General features: G+C 41.9%; 12 protein-coding genes. 1 reads left to right on the plus strand and 11 read right to left on the minus strand.

Annotation, left to right across the window (positions count from 1 at the left end; genetic code table 11):
* Positions 1-362 precede the first annotated feature (362 nt).
* The 9 genes from ACZ5A8_RS00905 to ACZ5A8_RS00945 all read right to left on the minus strand — a co-directional run bounded on the left by ACZ5A8_RS00905 (position 363) and on the right by ACZ5A8_RS00945 (position 11,535).
* Positions 363-1,814, minus strand: a complete 1,452-nt coding sequence (locus tag ACZ5A8_RS00905; RefSeq protein WP_464531712.1) for a TIGR04279 domain-containing protein — start codon at positions 1,812-1,814, stop codon at positions 363-365.
* Between the two features lie 260 nt (positions 1,815-2,074).
* Positions 2,075-2,869 carry a hypothetical protein gene (locus ACZ5A8_RS00910; RefSeq protein WP_464531713.1) on the minus strand — a complete coding sequence of 265 codons (795 nt, stop codon included), beginning with the start codon at positions 2,867-2,869 and terminating at the stop codon, positions 2,075-2,077.
* A 528-nt stretch (positions 2,870-3,397) separates the two neighbouring features.
* Positions 3,398-3,583 (minus strand): hypothetical protein, encoded by a 186-nt coding sequence (locus ACZ5A8_RS00915; RefSeq protein WP_464531714.1) that lies wholly within the window; start codon positions 3,581-3,583, stop codon positions 3,398-3,400.
* Positions 3,584-3,619: 36 nt separating this feature from the next.
* Entirely contained in the window at positions 3,620-5,128 is a 1,509-nt protein-coding gene (locus ACZ5A8_RS00920) for a lipopolysaccharide biosynthesis protein (RefSeq protein WP_464531716.1), read from the minus strand.
* Positions 5,129-6,105: 977 nt separating this feature from the next.
* Positions 6,106-7,152, minus strand: coding sequence for a polysaccharide deacetylase family protein (locus ACZ5A8_RS00925; RefSeq protein ID WP_464531717.1), 1,047 nt, complete (start codon positions 7,150-7,152; stop codon positions 6,106-6,108).
* Between the two features lie 63 nt (positions 7,153-7,215).
* Positions 7,216-8,643, minus strand: coding sequence for a nucleotide sugar dehydrogenase (locus tag ACZ5A8_RS00930; RefSeq protein WP_464531718.1), 1,428 nt, complete (start codon positions 8,641-8,643; stop codon positions 7,216-7,218).
* A gap of 93 nt (positions 8,644-8,736) precedes the next feature.
* A complete protein-coding gene (locus ACZ5A8_RS00935) occupies positions 8,737-9,675 on the minus strand; it encodes a UDP-N-acetylglucosamine 3-dehydrogenase (RefSeq protein WP_464531719.1) in 939 nt (312 codons plus the stop codon).
* A 44-nt stretch (positions 9,676-9,719) separates the two neighbouring features.
* Positions 9,720-10,802, minus strand: a complete 1,083-nt coding sequence (locus ACZ5A8_RS00940) for a DegT/DnrJ/EryC1/StrS family aminotransferase (protein WP_464531721.1) — start codon at positions 10,800-10,802, stop codon at positions 9,720-9,722.
* Positions 10,803-10,866: 64 nt separating this feature from the next.
* Positions 10,867-11,535: an acyltransferase gene (locus tag ACZ5A8_RS00945; protein ID WP_229387328.1), complete on the minus strand. Its 669-nt coding sequence runs from the start codon at positions 11,533-11,535 to the stop codon at positions 10,867-10,869.
* A gap of 961 nt (positions 11,536-12,496) precedes the next feature.
* Here ACZ5A8_RS00945 and ACZ5A8_RS00950 point away from each other — a divergent pair.
* On the plus strand, positions 12,497-12,694 hold the full coding sequence (locus tag ACZ5A8_RS00950) for a hypothetical protein (protein WP_229387330.1): 198 nt from the start codon (positions 12,497-12,499) through the stop codon (positions 12,692-12,694).
* Between the two features lie 280 nt (positions 12,695-12,974).
* Here the strand turns inward: ACZ5A8_RS00950 and ACZ5A8_RS00955 are convergent, their stop codons facing one another.
* On the minus strand, positions 12,975-13,841 hold the full coding sequence (locus ACZ5A8_RS00955) for a CPBP family intramembrane glutamic endopeptidase (protein WP_229387332.1): 867 nt from the start codon (positions 13,839-13,841) through the stop codon (positions 12,975-12,977).
* Positions 13,842-13,843: 2 nt separating this feature from the next.
* On the minus strand, positions 13,844-14,731 hold the full coding sequence (locus ACZ5A8_RS00960) for a DUF1616 domain-containing protein (RefSeq protein WP_464531722.1): 888 nt from the start codon (positions 14,729-14,731) through the stop codon (positions 13,844-13,846).
* Positions 14,732-15,329: the final 598 nt, after the last annotated feature.

A 15,329-nucleotide genomic window follows, 5' to 3' on the forward strand; every position in this document is an offset into this window, starting at 1 on the left:
TAAGATATTTTTGATATATTTTTTCGGGGTTTTGCGAGAAATCCTTTAAAACCTGTTAAGCATTCTCCTGGCAAGTCCCTGAAGCTTACAGTCTTACAATACTGGAAAATAATTAAAAATTAAAAATAAAATTAAAATTTAAATTTAAATTAAAATTAAAACTTTATATAATTTAAATTAAAATTAAAGCTTTAAAAACTAAATGTAAAAAGATAAACTTTAAAAATTAAAAACTGCAGTCACCCGGTTAGATGGCTCCTTATTTTCTTCAGCTCTCTCAGGTCCCGGTTTTTCCTCTGCAGTTTTTTCGGTTTTTTCGATTTCAGTGTGTTTTAGTGTGTTTTAGTGTATTTTAGTGCGTTTTAGTGCCTTCTCTTCAGTATCGTAATTCCTATCATGAGCGTCCCCAGAAAACCTATGAAGAATGAAGCCAGTTTAGGGGGATTTTTTATGACACCTGCCTCGAGAATGTTTCCTCTAATCTGAGGTTCGAGATCTTCGAGTCCGAGTGAACTTGAGGTATCAAGGATTGATTGCTCGGTTTTCAGTGTGGGAGATGTTTTATCATTTATCGAAACGCTGGTAGATTCTGAGCTGTCTTTTTGTTTTTTGTCTGATCCGTTTGATTTTTTGACTTCGCGTATTGTCAGCTCTGTCTGGGCTATTCCTGTAAGGCCTTTGCCTTTTTCATAGGCACCTGCAAAGAGGAGGTAGTCTCCTGGAGGGAGGTCGAAGGTTGTCAGAGAAAGTGTGTTCTGGTTCTCATCTCCTATACTTAGCGTGCCATTGCATTCTCCGATCATGGTTTGAATTTCGGTTGTGAGCTCATCTCTGTTGAGCTTGGACTCGTAGTTTGTAGAGTTAATGCCGAATTCATTGATGATATCAATTCCGTTAACGAAGATCTCGGTCCCGGCTCTCGTCCCGTTGGAGCTGACATTTATTTCTGCGCGGTAGGCGTCCTCCCTTATCAATAGGGCTCCATATGTATAACTCCCCTGAGCCGGAGCTTTCTTCAGGTCCAGGCTGACTTCAAGGTCATCACATTCTTTGAGGTTGTTCGGGGCTTTTACTTTGAGTTCGTATTCCAGAACCTCAAAACATGTTGCTGAAAGAACCTTCCTTTCCGACTCGGATTTTTTATTCTCATTGCCTTCCAGCATTATGAGTACCCCGTAACTGCCAGCCGGAAGGGGGTCAAGAGTCAGGGTGGCTGGAAGATCTCCGTTTTTGTCCAGGGTTGCGGTGGTTATCAGAGTTGTGGAATTCGTGCTGTTATCGAAGATCTCCTTAAGGCTCCTGGTGTTGTCCTTCCTGACATCCGTAAATGCCTCCTTAAGGAAACTGAGATTAAGCCCCTCGACCAGATAAACATTAACTTTTTGCTGCCCGAAGGCTGCAGGACCTTTGAAATCTACCTTCACTTTCTCTTTTGCAGTGTAAAATGGATGCGTGGAATACGGGTATGTAAGAACTATTTCAGTATTGTCTCCGGAATATGCCCCTGATTTCAGTTCAAGGGTCGCTCCCTCACTTTTCAGGCTGTCCGTCCCGTTGTACGTGAAATTAAGAGGCTGTGGAAGCCGAATTTCGTTTCCTCCGCTAAGGAGGATCCAGCCACCTTCAGTCAGGCTCTCATTGTGGTCTGCAAAATAAACACTGTTTCCGTCCTTCTCAATAGTTGCAACCCAGGGCTCTTCTTCAGAAAATGCCGCTGCAGCTGAATTAAACAACAAAATAAAACTCAGAACTGTCAGGATTAACCTGGATGTTCCAATATAAACTTCATTATACATTCCTGCTCTTTTCTTCAATTATTGCACCTCTTAGATACTATTTTCCTGCCTGATCTCGAGTTTCTTGCTCCTTTTCAGGTTTTAGGTGTTAACCTTTTCTTATTTTTAGTATTATGCAACATTCATCTATTTAAAATCCTATTTGTCATCAAAAAGATTTGCAAGAGATCCCGGGATTTTTAAGGGTCTAAATACTTTTTTTGTCTTCTAAAAAGCCTTTTTACATTCTAAAAGTTCCTTCTGCTTTCTAACACGTCTCATGACCTTTTCTCATAACTTTAACGCTTTTTAATTCTTGAATAAATCAAGAGTAATATCACTCCGGTTAAGATCCCTTTAATCCATATATTCCAGGTTTTCCAGGCTTTCCAGGCTTTCCAGTCCCGGAAAAATTCTTCTTTTCGGTCCTCTTTTTGTTCCGATGAAAGTGCCGTATCTGAAAGCAGGTTTTCTGCCGGCTGCAGGGTAACCTGTTTTGTAACGTTCCCTGCCTTTATTTCAAAAATGCCTGCGGGTATCGATTTAGTATCGTACTTATAACTGAAATTCCCTGAGTCTACTTTGACCTGCTGGAGCCCCGTAATTCTGAGCTCGACATCAGAGGCGTTTGATTTCCCGTCAATCCTTATCCGATAGTTTCCTGGAGGGACTCCTGACTGGGAGACTGTGGCGCTCCCTGTTTTTGCTTTTGCAGTTCTGGTTATCCACAGTATCATCTTTACCCTCACGTTCAGGTCCTCGGCTCCTTTTGCCTGTACGCTAAAACGGTTACTGAACCCTGGCGAGATTTTCACGTCCTCAAGCAGATACTCGTATTTGCCGTCTAACACCCGAACATCCTTTTCAAAAGAGACCCGCACCTCTGCTGTCTCTCCCGTAAAATTGGCCCCTCTTATCTCTATCGTGTCCCCAACTACCGGATTTTCAGGGATAAGTTCCCAGTAGTTATCGGCAGCAGTTCCGGGGATAGCAAGCAGATATATAACTGCAGAAAGCCAAAACAGGAGTCTCAGTTTTTGTCGGTTCCTCTGGTTCTGGATGAAAGCGGAAGCGAGTTTCACAAAAAGTTTCACGAAAATAATCCCCTTAAAAAGCAAAATCCTGAATTTTTTTCGATACGGTTTTTATTTGAATCGCGTAACTTCAGGTAATAAGCCGATAGTATTCAAATAACATGCAAACAATACGCAAATAACACGTAAATAATATGCAAATAACACGCTAACAATCCGGAGATACACGCAGATAAATAAGCACATTTATGTGCCTTTCCCATCAATATTCCGGCTTTTGGCGGTAAAAAATTTCAATACATACTGGCTTTTATAACGATATCTTTCAAGAACGTCTATTTATATTTTATGTTATCGTTTATATGGCTTTCTGCTAAATATGAATTTTGTTATAATTAGGAATAGCATGGCTATCAGTAATTCTCATCAGGCATTGTATATAATGCTCTGTTCTTAGCATGTATCATATTGATTACAGTCCATTGTTATGGGTTCTGCATACAGTATGAAACTCCAGCAGCCTTCGACTTTTGATGGAATTTTTTTATATTGAGATCTCTTTTTATTTGCAGGCTATTTTTTGATTTATTAAATATGTGAAGATGGTTGCAGGTTTATCATGTCTCCGAAAATCTGTAGATTAACCGGGTTGATATGTTCATCAGCCAGTGTTTGTTTACTGTTCTGGAGCAGGTGTGATTTTTCCAGGGCTCCTGTTTTTGAGACGCCAGCTGAAGAATTCTTACGCTTTTTATGCTTTCTTATTCTTTCCACGCTTTTTTATGCTTTTTCACGCTTTTTTTACGCTTTTTACGTTTTTCCCGGAGATTTGAATTCATATATAATTTCTTTTATCTGTTTATCTGTTTTCAGTATATAAAGATAATAAATACAGATAATTAAACCGGAGATTACAACAAGAAGGGCCTGATTTACACCTGCTGTTTTGAGAGCTGTAATGACTGCTCCTGCAGGGATAAAAAGGACAAAGTTTGAGAATACTATTTTCAGGGCTTTTGAGTTCTTTACCCCTGAGTAGTACATCATTTTCAGGCAAAGGTACCCGTAAACCACAATGCCTGATATTGAGAAAAGCATCAGGGCTATACGGGCACTTCCCAGCAGGCCTCCGATTGTGAGGGATAGAAAACGGGTTGTCAGATTGAAGAAATTGTAGTTAAAGCCAAAATGGTGTTCTTCTACGACAAGATATATCGTGCTTAAAGGAGATGAAATAAACCATATAAACGCCCAGAGGCTCAGGATCTGGGCGTAAACTCCTGCCTCTGTCCAGGCCCTTCCGAAAATCACGGTAAAGACATCGCCTCCGACAATTGTGAGAATCAATATCGGAAACATGCCTATGAGTACGAGCATTCTGAAAACATTTTCAACAAGAATATTAAGTGTACCTTCGGATACTGCCCTTGATGCCCTCTGGTAAAATACCTGTGAGATTGATCCTCCAATAAAGCTCATGGGTAACTGGAGCAGGCGGAACCCGAGGGAATAAAAGCCGACTACCGCAGGAGCAAAAAAAGCTGAAAGGATAAAAGCCGGTAGCTGCCAGGAAATTGAGTTCATAAGGGCAGACCAGCTGTCTATAAACGGAAGGTTGCGGTGCCGTATAGAGCCTTCATATATCTTTTTCCAGCTCATGCTCTTTGTTATTAGCTTTCTGTCATCCCTCCAGATCTGTCCTCCAAGTACGAATGTAGCTACAGACTGGCCTGCAAGGCTGCCGCCGATTAAGCCGGCCGCAGTCGGGGGATGTTCCGCAAGTCCGAGGGTGATCTGGGTTGCAGTGGTCGAAACCGAACTGGAAACCCTTGAGAAGGAGAGTCTCTTGAAGAGTTTTGTTCTTGAGTTCCAGTGGTTGAGTGCGAGAAAAACTCCGTTTACAAATACGAACGGGGGCACAAGCCAGAGATAGTTTCCTATCTGCGGAGCATTTAGAAGATCAACCATCGGGGCTTTGAAGTACCAGACAAATGGTACGGTCAAACCGGTTACAGCCAGAACTGCGAGGATACTCAGACCTAAAAGATTTACCGCTTCCTCGTCTGATTCAGGTAGCATTATAGAATATTCGTACCTCAAGCATGAAATCACGCTTAGAATGCTGGTGATAGAAATATACAGAGCCCATACTCCAAAATCCTCCGGTCCGTAAAGGCGAGTCAGAACAGGAGCTGCCAGAATCGTAAGGATCTGAGCAAAAGTTGTTCCGCCTGCAAGTGTCAATACATCTGATACAAAACTTGCCTTCTTTTCGTTTTTAGATGGCTTTTCTTCTGTTTCTGCTGTCTTTTCATCCATAGCCAGTACCTTAAAGCAAAGGAAGTCGTTTTTAAGATCAGGCGACTGGAAGTTTTTAAATCTCTGAAGTGAATATTTAAACTCCTGCGGTAACATTTGCCCTTTAAGAATTTCAACTCTTCAGAATTTCAGTACCCTGACCTTTCCTTACTTTTTTATCCTATGCCTTTTTTCTTCCCTTCCCAATTTCCTATACACAAATTATCCTTTATAAACTCATCCGACCAACAGCACCTTTTTCCCATTAGTGACAACCTGCATTATAAAAGCATTAAATTACGGAACTTTTGCAGGCATGATTAAGCTTTAAGAAAATCTGAATCTTTTTCCTGAGATGTGTAAAGTTAATGAAGCCATGCTGAACAATAAAACATATGGGAAATTTTCCTTTTCTGTAAATATAAATGAATAAAATCTTTTCTGGGAGGCTTTATAGTCTGGGAGGCTTTATAGTCTGGAAGGCTTCATAGTTACTGGTTCCTATTAGTTCCTTTATCCGGATGGTACTCTCAATGATATCTCCAGATGGTTACTTCTTGTTCCCGTTACCGGAGGACTATAATTTCTGATCAAATAATCTCTGATCACATAGTCTCTATTTAAAAATAGTCTCCAATTAAAACTAGTCTCTAATCAAAAATAGTCATGGCACTAGTCTCTAATCAAAAATAGTCTCTTACTCTACGGATAAAATAATTCTTGAACCTTTAACAGAAAGTCACTGTTAACTTTCTAATAGCCAGGATTCCTCAGGTCAACATCAATCAGGTTAATCCTCTTGAGGCAGCCATATATCTGGCAAAAAAGAATTTTCTTTGAGCTGCCGATTGATGTCATTTTATTATTTTTGTAAATTAAGGTCAATTTCGTCTTTTAACTGGTCTTTACTTTTAACTGATCTTTACTTTTTAGTGATCCTTATATTCTCGTAATTTATTTAGCAACTATGATTTATTTCGCAACATAGCAATGTCTTTTTAGATCCCGGGTTCAATCTGACTGGTCCACCAGTTATAGATTTCCTCTCCGCTGGTAATCCAGGCGTTTTTACCGGCACAGTACTCAAGGACTTTCTCGTAATATTTAAGATTCTCTCCTTCAATGCATGTATTATTATGCCAGAGGATAGTAATCACGCCGTTATACTTCTCAACAGTATTGATAAGATGCTTCGTACATTCCCAGGCTTTTTTGACATCAAGGCGCATGTAGTCTCTCAGAAGGGAACGGTCCATAATCGTCAGTGGAATCTCCATAATGTCGATCGGACGCCCCTCATTCAAATTGAAAGGCCTGAAAGGATGGCACATCCCGTTTCTGAAGCCTGCGCAGTCCGCATACCCGAGTGTGGTATCGTATTTGAACCCGGCTTTGCTCAACAATTCCCATGTATCCGGGACGCTAAATCTTAAAAAATGGTTCCTGTACCCTATAATTCTTTTACCCAGGGCTTCCTCGAGCCGACTCTTTTTTTCTTTGATATCTTCAAGGCTGTTGTAAGAGTCATGCCCGCCGTGCAGGCCAACTTCCCATCCGCTGTCGGATATAAAGCCGAGTTCGGACTCCAGATCTTTAATATTATAATTAAAGTCCATTTCTTCAGGATTCAGGGCAAGAAAATAAAAACTGGATTTTGCATCATATTTTGCTTCCAGCTTCACTATTTCCCTGAAATTCCAGCATGGATTCCATTTCCTGTTAACTCTGGAAAAAGGAGTTTTCATAGCTTCGGTCAGGTTCCCTCTGGCAAGGGCTTTAATGGACCCGATAAGCGGGTATAGTTTTTCCGGGTAAACACCGTCGATGTCATGTGTGAGGCATACCGCAAACTTCTTTCCGTCCGGATACTGCGGTCTCAGCCCGTTTTCTAACAAAAATCTGGAAACTCTCGGCTCAAAAATATTCCTGTGGCTGCTCAGGTAGTACGGAAACCTCTCATACCTGTCGCGAAAGGCCAGATCGTACTCTTCTTTTCTTGTAAAGAGGTCCCAGAGTTCCTCGTTTTCCTTCAGTTTTTTAAACATAGTTCTCGTCCTATTTTCCGGATATAAAAGACAAATTCGTCTTAAAAAGGGGAATTTTCCCCTTCATATTATCTCATGTGAGTTCTTATCTCCCCTCCCAATCCCCTTATATACAAACCCTTTTTCAATAAACTCGTCCGGCTTAACTACATTTCTCCCGTCAATAATTACCGGATTAGTTTTCCCTGTTACTTTTTTTACCCAATCGGCTTTAACATCAGAGTATGCACTGTGCCCTGCAAGCACGATTACAGCATCTGCACCTTTTACAACCTCTTCCAGGTTATCCGAGATCTCAACATCCGGATAATTGACAACGTACGGGTCGTGCACCGTAACACTGGCTCCGGCTTTCAGGCAGAGGTCCCTGTACGGTTCCGAAGGTGTGTTCCTGGCATCGTCCGAGTCTCTGATAAATGCCCAGCCGAGCATTGCAACTTTTGAGCCTTTCATTTCCTTTCCAAGCCTCTCAAGAGCTGCAACAGTCAGGTTGTACATGTGCGCAGGCATAAAGTCATTGACTTTTCTGGCAAGCACATAGATCGAATCCGCACCTTCTGGATAGTCCAGCTGTCCCTTTCCTATCTTGACTCCTCTTTCCAGGTGGTACGTGTCTTTGGTCAGGCAATGGCCTCCAACCCCGGCTCCTGGCCAGAGGACAGCTCTTGTGATACCCTCACCTTTTAAACTGTCAACCCCGGTCCTGACGTCATAGACATTTATGCCCATAGCTTCACAGTAAAGGGCAAGCTGGTTGATTGCTGCAATCTGGAGGTCGCGGAAAGTGTTCTCTGCAGTTTTTGTAACCTCTGCCGCAGTTGCACTCATCGGAATAACTTTTCCGACAGTGAGCACGGGTGAGTACAGCTCAACAGCCCTTTTCGTGCTTTCCTCGTCAATTCCGCCCACGATCCTGTCGTGTTCCCTGATGTTTTTCAAAAGCCTGCCTACCATTACCCTTTCAGGGGCATGGGCAAGGGCAAAATCTTCTCCTGCTTTCAGACCGGACTCTTCCTCAAGGATCTGTTTTGCCATCCCTTCGGTTGTCCCGGGAGTGATTGTGGATTCGAGGACTACAAGCATGCCCGGCCTCAGGTATTTTCCTGCGTTTCTGATCCCTTCTATAAGAGCACTGAAATCGGGTTCCAGGTCTCTGGGGTTTGCAAAAGGAGTCTGAATTGCAAGTGTAACTGCATCAAGTTCGGAAATCCTGGAAAAATCAGGTGTACACTCGAACTTGCCTGCTTTTACAACCTTTCCGATAAGTTCTTCAAGGCCCGGTTCTTCTCCTTTAAGTGGGCTTTCTCCCCTGTTAAGCATATCAATTTTGTAGCCTGAGCTTTTTGAATCTCGCTGGAAACCCAGTACTTTATCAAAACAGGAAGCATCTGCGAACAGGACGGCTGCAGGGATTCCTACATAACCCATGCCAAGTACTCCTATTTTTCTGATAGGGCCACGTTCATTAAGAAGTTTTTCCAATTTGCTCATGCTTATCACTTTCCAATATTGTTTTTAATTTATTCCTATATTTCCCTGAAGCTTCAGGACTTTATTTCTGCCACCATTTATCTTTTATGCTGTTTACTGTCCTACTTCGATCAATCTTTCTTCCTCGTAGGACCTGATGGCTGCCATTGCTACTTCTAGAGCGTGTTTTCCGTCTTCGCCACAGGGGTTAGGTTCTGTGCCTGCCTGAACGCAATCTATGAAATAAACAAGTTCGTTTTTCAGAGGCTCGCTTGGCTCTACTTTGGCTTTTCTTATCCAGCCGTTGTCATGCAGTTCGACTGTCTGGTCAATGTAGTCCAGATAGGCTACTCCCTTGACCCCGATTGCTGTCAGCTGCCTTACCTTATGAGGGGTCAGCCAGTTTGTTTCTACAACGCCTGCGAAATTATGGTCCATACGCAGGATAATTGAGGCATGGTCTTCAAAAGAGTGGATGTCTGCACCGGCAATAGCATAAACACCCTTTATCTTCTTGCCATAAAGGTATGAGATGACGTCTATATCGTGAACACCGATATCCATAATAACGCCAACGTCCCTTATCCTCGGGTTATAGGGACCTACCCTTCTGGTAGAGATAGAAACTATCTTGCCCAGAATACCTGAATTTATAATTTCTTTAAGCCTTATGACTGCAGGGTTAAAACGCTCTATATGCCCTACCATGAGTACCTTTCCTGCTTCTTTTGCAGCTTCGATCATCATGTTCGCGTTTTCAACCGTATCTGCAATCGGTTTTTCTACAAGGACATGAACGCCTGCTTCCAGGGCATCAAGGACTACCTGTTTATGCAGCTTTGTGGGCACAACAACGCTTACAGCATCAAGTCCTTCGGCAAACATTTTTTTGTAATCTGTAAAGGCTTTCGTTTTAAACTGAGCAGCCATGGCCTCGACTCTGTCCTTGTCTACATCCGATATTCCGGCAAGTTCCACGCCCTCCATCTCGCTGTAGATTCTGACGTGGTTCTGGCCCATGGCGCCTGTGCCTATTACTCCTACTTTGATCAAGGTTTCACTTCCTGTTCAAGAATGCGGTTACTGCCTGGGAATACTCAAGCGTTTGCATAAAATCCTTTTATTTCCTTAATTATTTTCTGTACATCATCTCCGGATAAAGCCGGATGTACCGGAAGGGAGAGGACCTCTTCTGCTGCTTTTTCCGAGATGGGCAGGGAATCTCCGTACCCGAGTTCCATATAATAGGGTTGTTTGTGGATGGGTATCGGGTAGTGCACTCCTGTGCCTATTCCTTTTTCTTTCAGGAAATCTGCCAGCTCGTCTCTCTTTTTAGCTCTAATGGTGTACTGGTGGAAAACGTGAGTGTAGCCAGGTTTTGTTACTGCAGGCACAATCCCTGAAATGCCTTTAAGCCCGGCTGAGAGCATGGCTGCGTTTTTCTGCCTGGCATCAGTAAACCCTGCCAGTTTTTCTAGCTGCACAAGCCCGATCGCAGCTGCAATGTCTGTCATGCGAAGGTTAAATCCCAGCATTTCGTGCAGGTAGCGGACTTTTGATCCGTGAGCCCTGATCATCTTTGCTTTTTCTGCGATATCCTTTTCATTTGTTGTAATCATCCCGCCTTCACTTGTTGTCATGTTTTTGGTGGGGTAGAAGCTGAACGCTCCGGCTCCGAAATTGCCTGCCTTTTTACCCAAGCATTCTGCGCCATGGGACTGGCAGGCATCTTCAATCACGACAAGTTTACGGTCTTCAGCGATTTCCATTATGGCTTTCATATCTGCCGAGTGTCCGTAAAGGTGGACAGGCATAATTGCTTTCGTTTTTGAAGTGATCTTTTCCTGGATCTTTTCGGGATCTATATTATATGTATCCGGCTCGATATCTGCAAAAACGGGCTTTGCTCCTGTGTAAAGGATACTGTTTGCAGTGGCAATAAAGGTGAAAGGACTTGTAATTACTTCGTCTTCTTTTCCAATACCATGGGCAAGAAGTGCTATGTGCAGGGCTGCAGTGCCGGAGTTTACAGCAGCTGCATATTCACAGCCGATGTACTCAGAAAAAGCAAGCTCGAACTCTTCTACTTTTGGTCCCTGTGCAATCATGCCTGAACTCAGGACCTTCGTTACTGCATCAATCTCTTCCTTGCCCAGCAGGGGCTTGGCGATTGGGATCATTTTAGGACCTCTTATAGTAATCTCAATAAAACTTTATCTTACTTAACTTTGGTTTTTGATAGGTTTATATTCGGTTCAATTCTTTAAGATCTTCAGGAAGCTCCTGTATTCTGGCAGGTACACCGACAGCCAGCTTCCACGGAGGCACATCTTTTGTCACAAGGGCTCCTCCGGCAACCATCGCTCCCTCCCCTATTTCCACGCCCGGAAGCAGGGTTGCATTAGCGCCTATAGATGCTCCTTTTCTCAAAACAGGGCCTTTAAGTTCGTATTTTTTACGGATGGGATATTTATCGTTGGCAAGAACAGCACACGGTCCAATAAATACATTGTCTTCGATAACCACATTCGTTGGAATATACACATTTCCCTGGATACTCACATTGTTTCCTATCTTCACGTTCCCATCTACGATAACGTTAGTTCCGATAAGTACATTGTCCCCGATTTGTGTATTTTCCCTGATCATTACATTATGTCCGGTTTTGAAGTTCTTCCCTGTCTTTACATTGGAAAAAATTGTGGAACCTGCTCTTATAATCGAATTTGGGCCTATAATGCAGCCTGGAAAATCAAAGTCCTCTATCTCAATATCCTGTCTGAGGATCTCCATAAGGACTCTGTGCTCCGGATATCCAAGTATTACATTTTCCAGAACCACTGTATCCTTTCCGATTAAAGAGGTGCCATAAACCTTAGAAGAACCGTGTATTTTGAATTCTTTTGAGTTCATATCATTCCCCCGTTTTTTTCATATACCTTCAATTCATTCGAAACGTTTTGAATCGAATCAAACCATACTTAATATTTTTTTAAACATGTTTGAATCATATGTATTTTGTTTTTCCTGCTCCCGGATAATCTGGCTATCTATGTTCCTGACTAACCCCGGGAACTATTGGAATTTCCCTGTTACCTGTACTCACTCCCTGTAATTTCATAACTATGTGAATTTTTTAGTTGAATACACTTTATAATTATTTAACTGATTTGGTTTATCTATCTATCTACTGTTTTCCTGACTTTTTTGATGAATATCTTCAATTTATTAACCTTATTTCGCATAAATTACATTCGGAGACATTCGAAACTCCACATTCTCATCTGTCAATACGATAACTTCAATACTGTTATCTTCGTCCTTTTTACAATACTATTATTCTAATACCCCGATTCCGACTACTCTAATTTTATATGTAAGTTCATCCATTTAACAATTTTCAGTGCTTTCCCTTTAAATTCAGCGCTTTTCTTTAAAACCTGTTTTTAGTTATACTCTTCAAGGATAAGATGCGTATTCGTTCTATGCTGGAGATTTACAGGTCCACACAGGTCTGATAAGGATCTCCAGGGATCTCCCCGTTTTGCAGGAAAACTGGTTATTCGGTTATTTTCCAAGTTTAAGTTCATACGTGAAAGTTATAGAACTGATCTGCCCTGTCTTCATAAATAATATGTTACTGATTTCTTCTTCTACTTGCTGCACCGGGACTCTCAGGACTTTTCAGGGCCCTTCGCCCTCTTTTCCTTTACTCTCTTCGGGTCATCTAGCTTGAATTTTGAACATTAAAAGGAGGAGGGTTTTTATATCAGATTGCACATCTGTTTTTCTTATACGTGAATCAACTAAAGGAGTTCTGACTACGCTTACAAGTTTAATTTCATCAACTTCCGCTTCTTCGGGTGTACTAGAAATGATGACCACACCAGGGGTCCCTGAAGGTGCATCAGTAGCCGTAGTGGCTTTGCTTTTACTGTTACTTCTAAGAGATTTCCTTCCTCTGTCAAAACACTGGGGAGATTCTGTGCAAACTTCTCTGAATATGGGAATTCTCCCACTTTTGTTTTCATTCGGTGCGGTTATCCTTTACAAGCTTGTAGCTCTCTTTTAATATATGGAGGGCTCTTTTAAGCCTTGAATGCATATGCATCGAAAGAATAAATTCTTTTTAAAAACATTATAAATTTCCCCCCCCCCAATTTTTTTAAAAAAAGTTTTCCTGCTTTCTTTTCTGCCCATTCACTTTCCTATATTCCTCTCCTTCCTTTTTTCTCCCCGTACCTTTTTTTTATCTCCGTACCTCTTATTCTTTTCAGGCAGCATCTTACATGCAGGATATGAACGAATTAAGAGAGGATAAACTGGGAAACGAACATTTTTAAAAAATAAATTTAGAGTAGATGGGGAATCACCCCAAAGAGAAATACATTTATGAAGCCGTGGATCATTGTGACCAGAGGGAGGCTTCGGGTTCTGTAGAACATATATCCTATGATAAGACCCACTGCGAAGGTGTAGAATATTTCACTTATATTTCCATACCCGGAATGCATTAATCCGAACAGGACGCTTGTGATAACCAGGCCTCCCCGGCTACCGAGAAGCATTTCGAGCCTGTTCTGCAAAATTGACCTGAAGATGATCTCTTCAATAAGACCTACTAAAAAAACCATAATAAGGGTGAGTATCAGAAGGGTGGGGATTGAAAGGTCGGGGATAAGGTAGTTTGTCTCTATTATGAAGTATTCCCCTGCTCCAAGCAGGAGACCCATAATTATCGAGAGTGGGATATAGATACCTATCCTTTTGAAGGTTATTCCAAGCTGTTCCCGGGTAAACCCCTGATGGGTAAGTGCAATGGTTACTGGAATTGAAAGGAGTCCGTAGATAAAGACAAACGAGTAAAGGGTTATATCATAAAATGCTGGCATTGAGAGATTTACAAGCCGCAGGATCGGTAGCAGGATAAGGGCCTGGTAAGTTTTCTGGATGTCCTCGTCTTTTATATAGAGCATGGAAAGAGAAAGCCCAAAAAGGAGGGTTGCATGTACTTCCATGGCTCCTATAATCCTGCCAGAATATATCATAAATTCCGCAAAAGCGATAGCTAAAACCGGGATAACCAAATAAAGCCCTTTGTTTCTTAATGCAGGCTTCTGTGTCGCCCTATTTTCACGCACATGTATTCCCAGGTATTCAGGGGTTTGTATTTCTCCATTTTCAGGTATTTGCATCTCCTGATTTTCATATGTTTCCATTTTCAGGCCTCCTCTGTAACGTTTATCCAGAGGCGCAGATCCCTGTAAGGCACTTCCTTTTCAGTCTCATTAAAAAGCAGAAACTGAAGCTCCATATTCTTTCCTTCAAAAGAGGGGGTTATCTCAAGCGGTTCTTCCAGGGTCGTATTGTCTTCAAGCCGTATATACTGCAGGTTCTCAGGCAGGGGCAGGGATTTATTTTCGAGCCTGACATCCATTGTATAGTTTACTGCTCTGTGCTCATGGTTTGCAACCCCTATGATGACTGTTCCGCTTTCTCCCTGCACGTATTCCGTAGTATAATTATCAGCTGTTCCCTCAGGCCCCAGGATATAAAACTCTGTAAACGGGCTCTGTTCATGGGGAACCAGGGCTAAATAAGCTCCACTTCCTGCCAGGGCCAGGATAGAAATTGCCAGAAAAGTCCTGAGTATCTTTTCCGTTGGTGACTCTGTTTTTCCCAGAACCTCTGCTAACAGGGAGCGGGTGGAAGCTTTGAAAGAGACCTCAAAGGCTTTGTCTTCTGGGAATTGCCTCCTGCGGAAATATGCTACTGCGCATGCAAGGATAATGAATACAGAGAGGCTTGCAAGAAGGGGTACTTCCCTGATCCCCAGTGGTGTATTATTAAGTACAAGTCCTATAAGTGGTACCACTGAGACACTGATTCCAACAGAAAGTGCTGCCCTCTCAATTCCCTCAATTCCGGTTTTTGTTGGAAATAGCACGGCTATAAGGGCGTATCCCGGTAAGAATAATATCATTGGCAGGCCAAGGGCTGTGCGAATAAAACTCTCACTGAGTACAGGAATGAGTACGAAAATATCCGTAAGAACTGCAAGGCCTGCCACAAACAGCAGGTCAGATGGAAACTTCTGGTTTCCGGCCATATGACTCCTCATAAAACGGTTTTATGTTTTTCTGGTTTCCCAGTTTTATTTTTCTTGTATCCAGGCTAATCTACCGATTTCACTATCTCTCTGGCGGATTTTCAGAAAACCTTTCCGGCTGTTTTTCCGGCCGGCCTGCTATAGTCTTCTATTGTGAAGAATTGAGAACCGGAAGGTTGGAGATTGGCCCTATTTTTAATTCAGGAACTATCTTTCAGATTTTATGAAACGTTTGTTCCTGAATGGTTTATGTCTTTTCAATAATGGTTTTAACTCGATCTACTCAAATTACTTTTTTGTATAAAATATCTTTCCCTTTTCCTGCCTGTTATTATAAAAATCTATTTCTTCTTTATTACCTTGTTGGGGAATTTTATGTCTCAGATTAAGTCTTATACTTTTTTTGAAAGGGTTTCCCGATCCAGTCTGCTTTTTTTACTTATGTTAACCTCTGTCACAAAAAAACCTCTTAATTCTCATATCTGTATAAAATTTTCTACCTATCTGATGATAAGTATTATTTACGTCGAAGATTTTTAAGCTTCTTTTCTGGCTAAAGAGCTTTTTAAGCAGGCTTAATTATTTTTCGTTATCGGGA

The sequence above is a fragment of the Methanosarcina subterranea genome (assembly GCF_055385895.1).

Excerpts from the sequence above, each read along its gene's own strand:
- ACZ5A8_RS00960 (WP_464531722.1), bottom strand. The coding sequence starts at position 14,731 with ATGGCCGGAAACCAGAAGTTTCCATCTGACCTGCTGTTTGTGGCAGGC.
- ACZ5A8_RS00940 (WP_464531721.1), bottom strand. The coding sequence starts at position 10,802 with ATGATCCCAATCGCCAAGCCCCTGCTGGGCAAGGAAGAGATTGATGCA.
- ACZ5A8_RS00930 (WP_464531718.1), bottom strand. The coding sequence starts at position 8,643 with ATGAGCAAATTGGAAAAACTTCTTAATGAACGTGGCCCTATCAGAAAA.
- ACZ5A8_RS00920 (WP_464531716.1), bottom strand. The coding sequence starts at position 5,128 with ATGGATGAAAAGACAGCAGAAACAGAAGAAAAGCCATCTAAAAACGAA.
- ACZ5A8_RS00950 (WP_229387330.1), top strand. The coding sequence starts at position 12,497 with ATGATGACCACACCAGGGGTCCCTGAAGGTGCATCAGTAGCCGTAGTG.
- ACZ5A8_RS00945 (WP_229387328.1), bottom strand. The coding sequence starts at position 11,535 with ATGAACTCAAAAGAATTCAAAATACACGGTTCTTCTAAGGTTTATGGC.
- ACZ5A8_RS00925 (WP_464531717.1), bottom strand. The coding sequence starts at position 7,152 with ATGTTTAAAAAACTGAAGGAAAACGAGGAACTCTGGGACCTCTTTACA.
- ACZ5A8_RS00955 (WP_229387332.1), bottom strand. The coding sequence starts at position 13,841 with ATGGAAACATATGAAAATCAGGAGATGCAAATACCTGAAAATGGAGAA.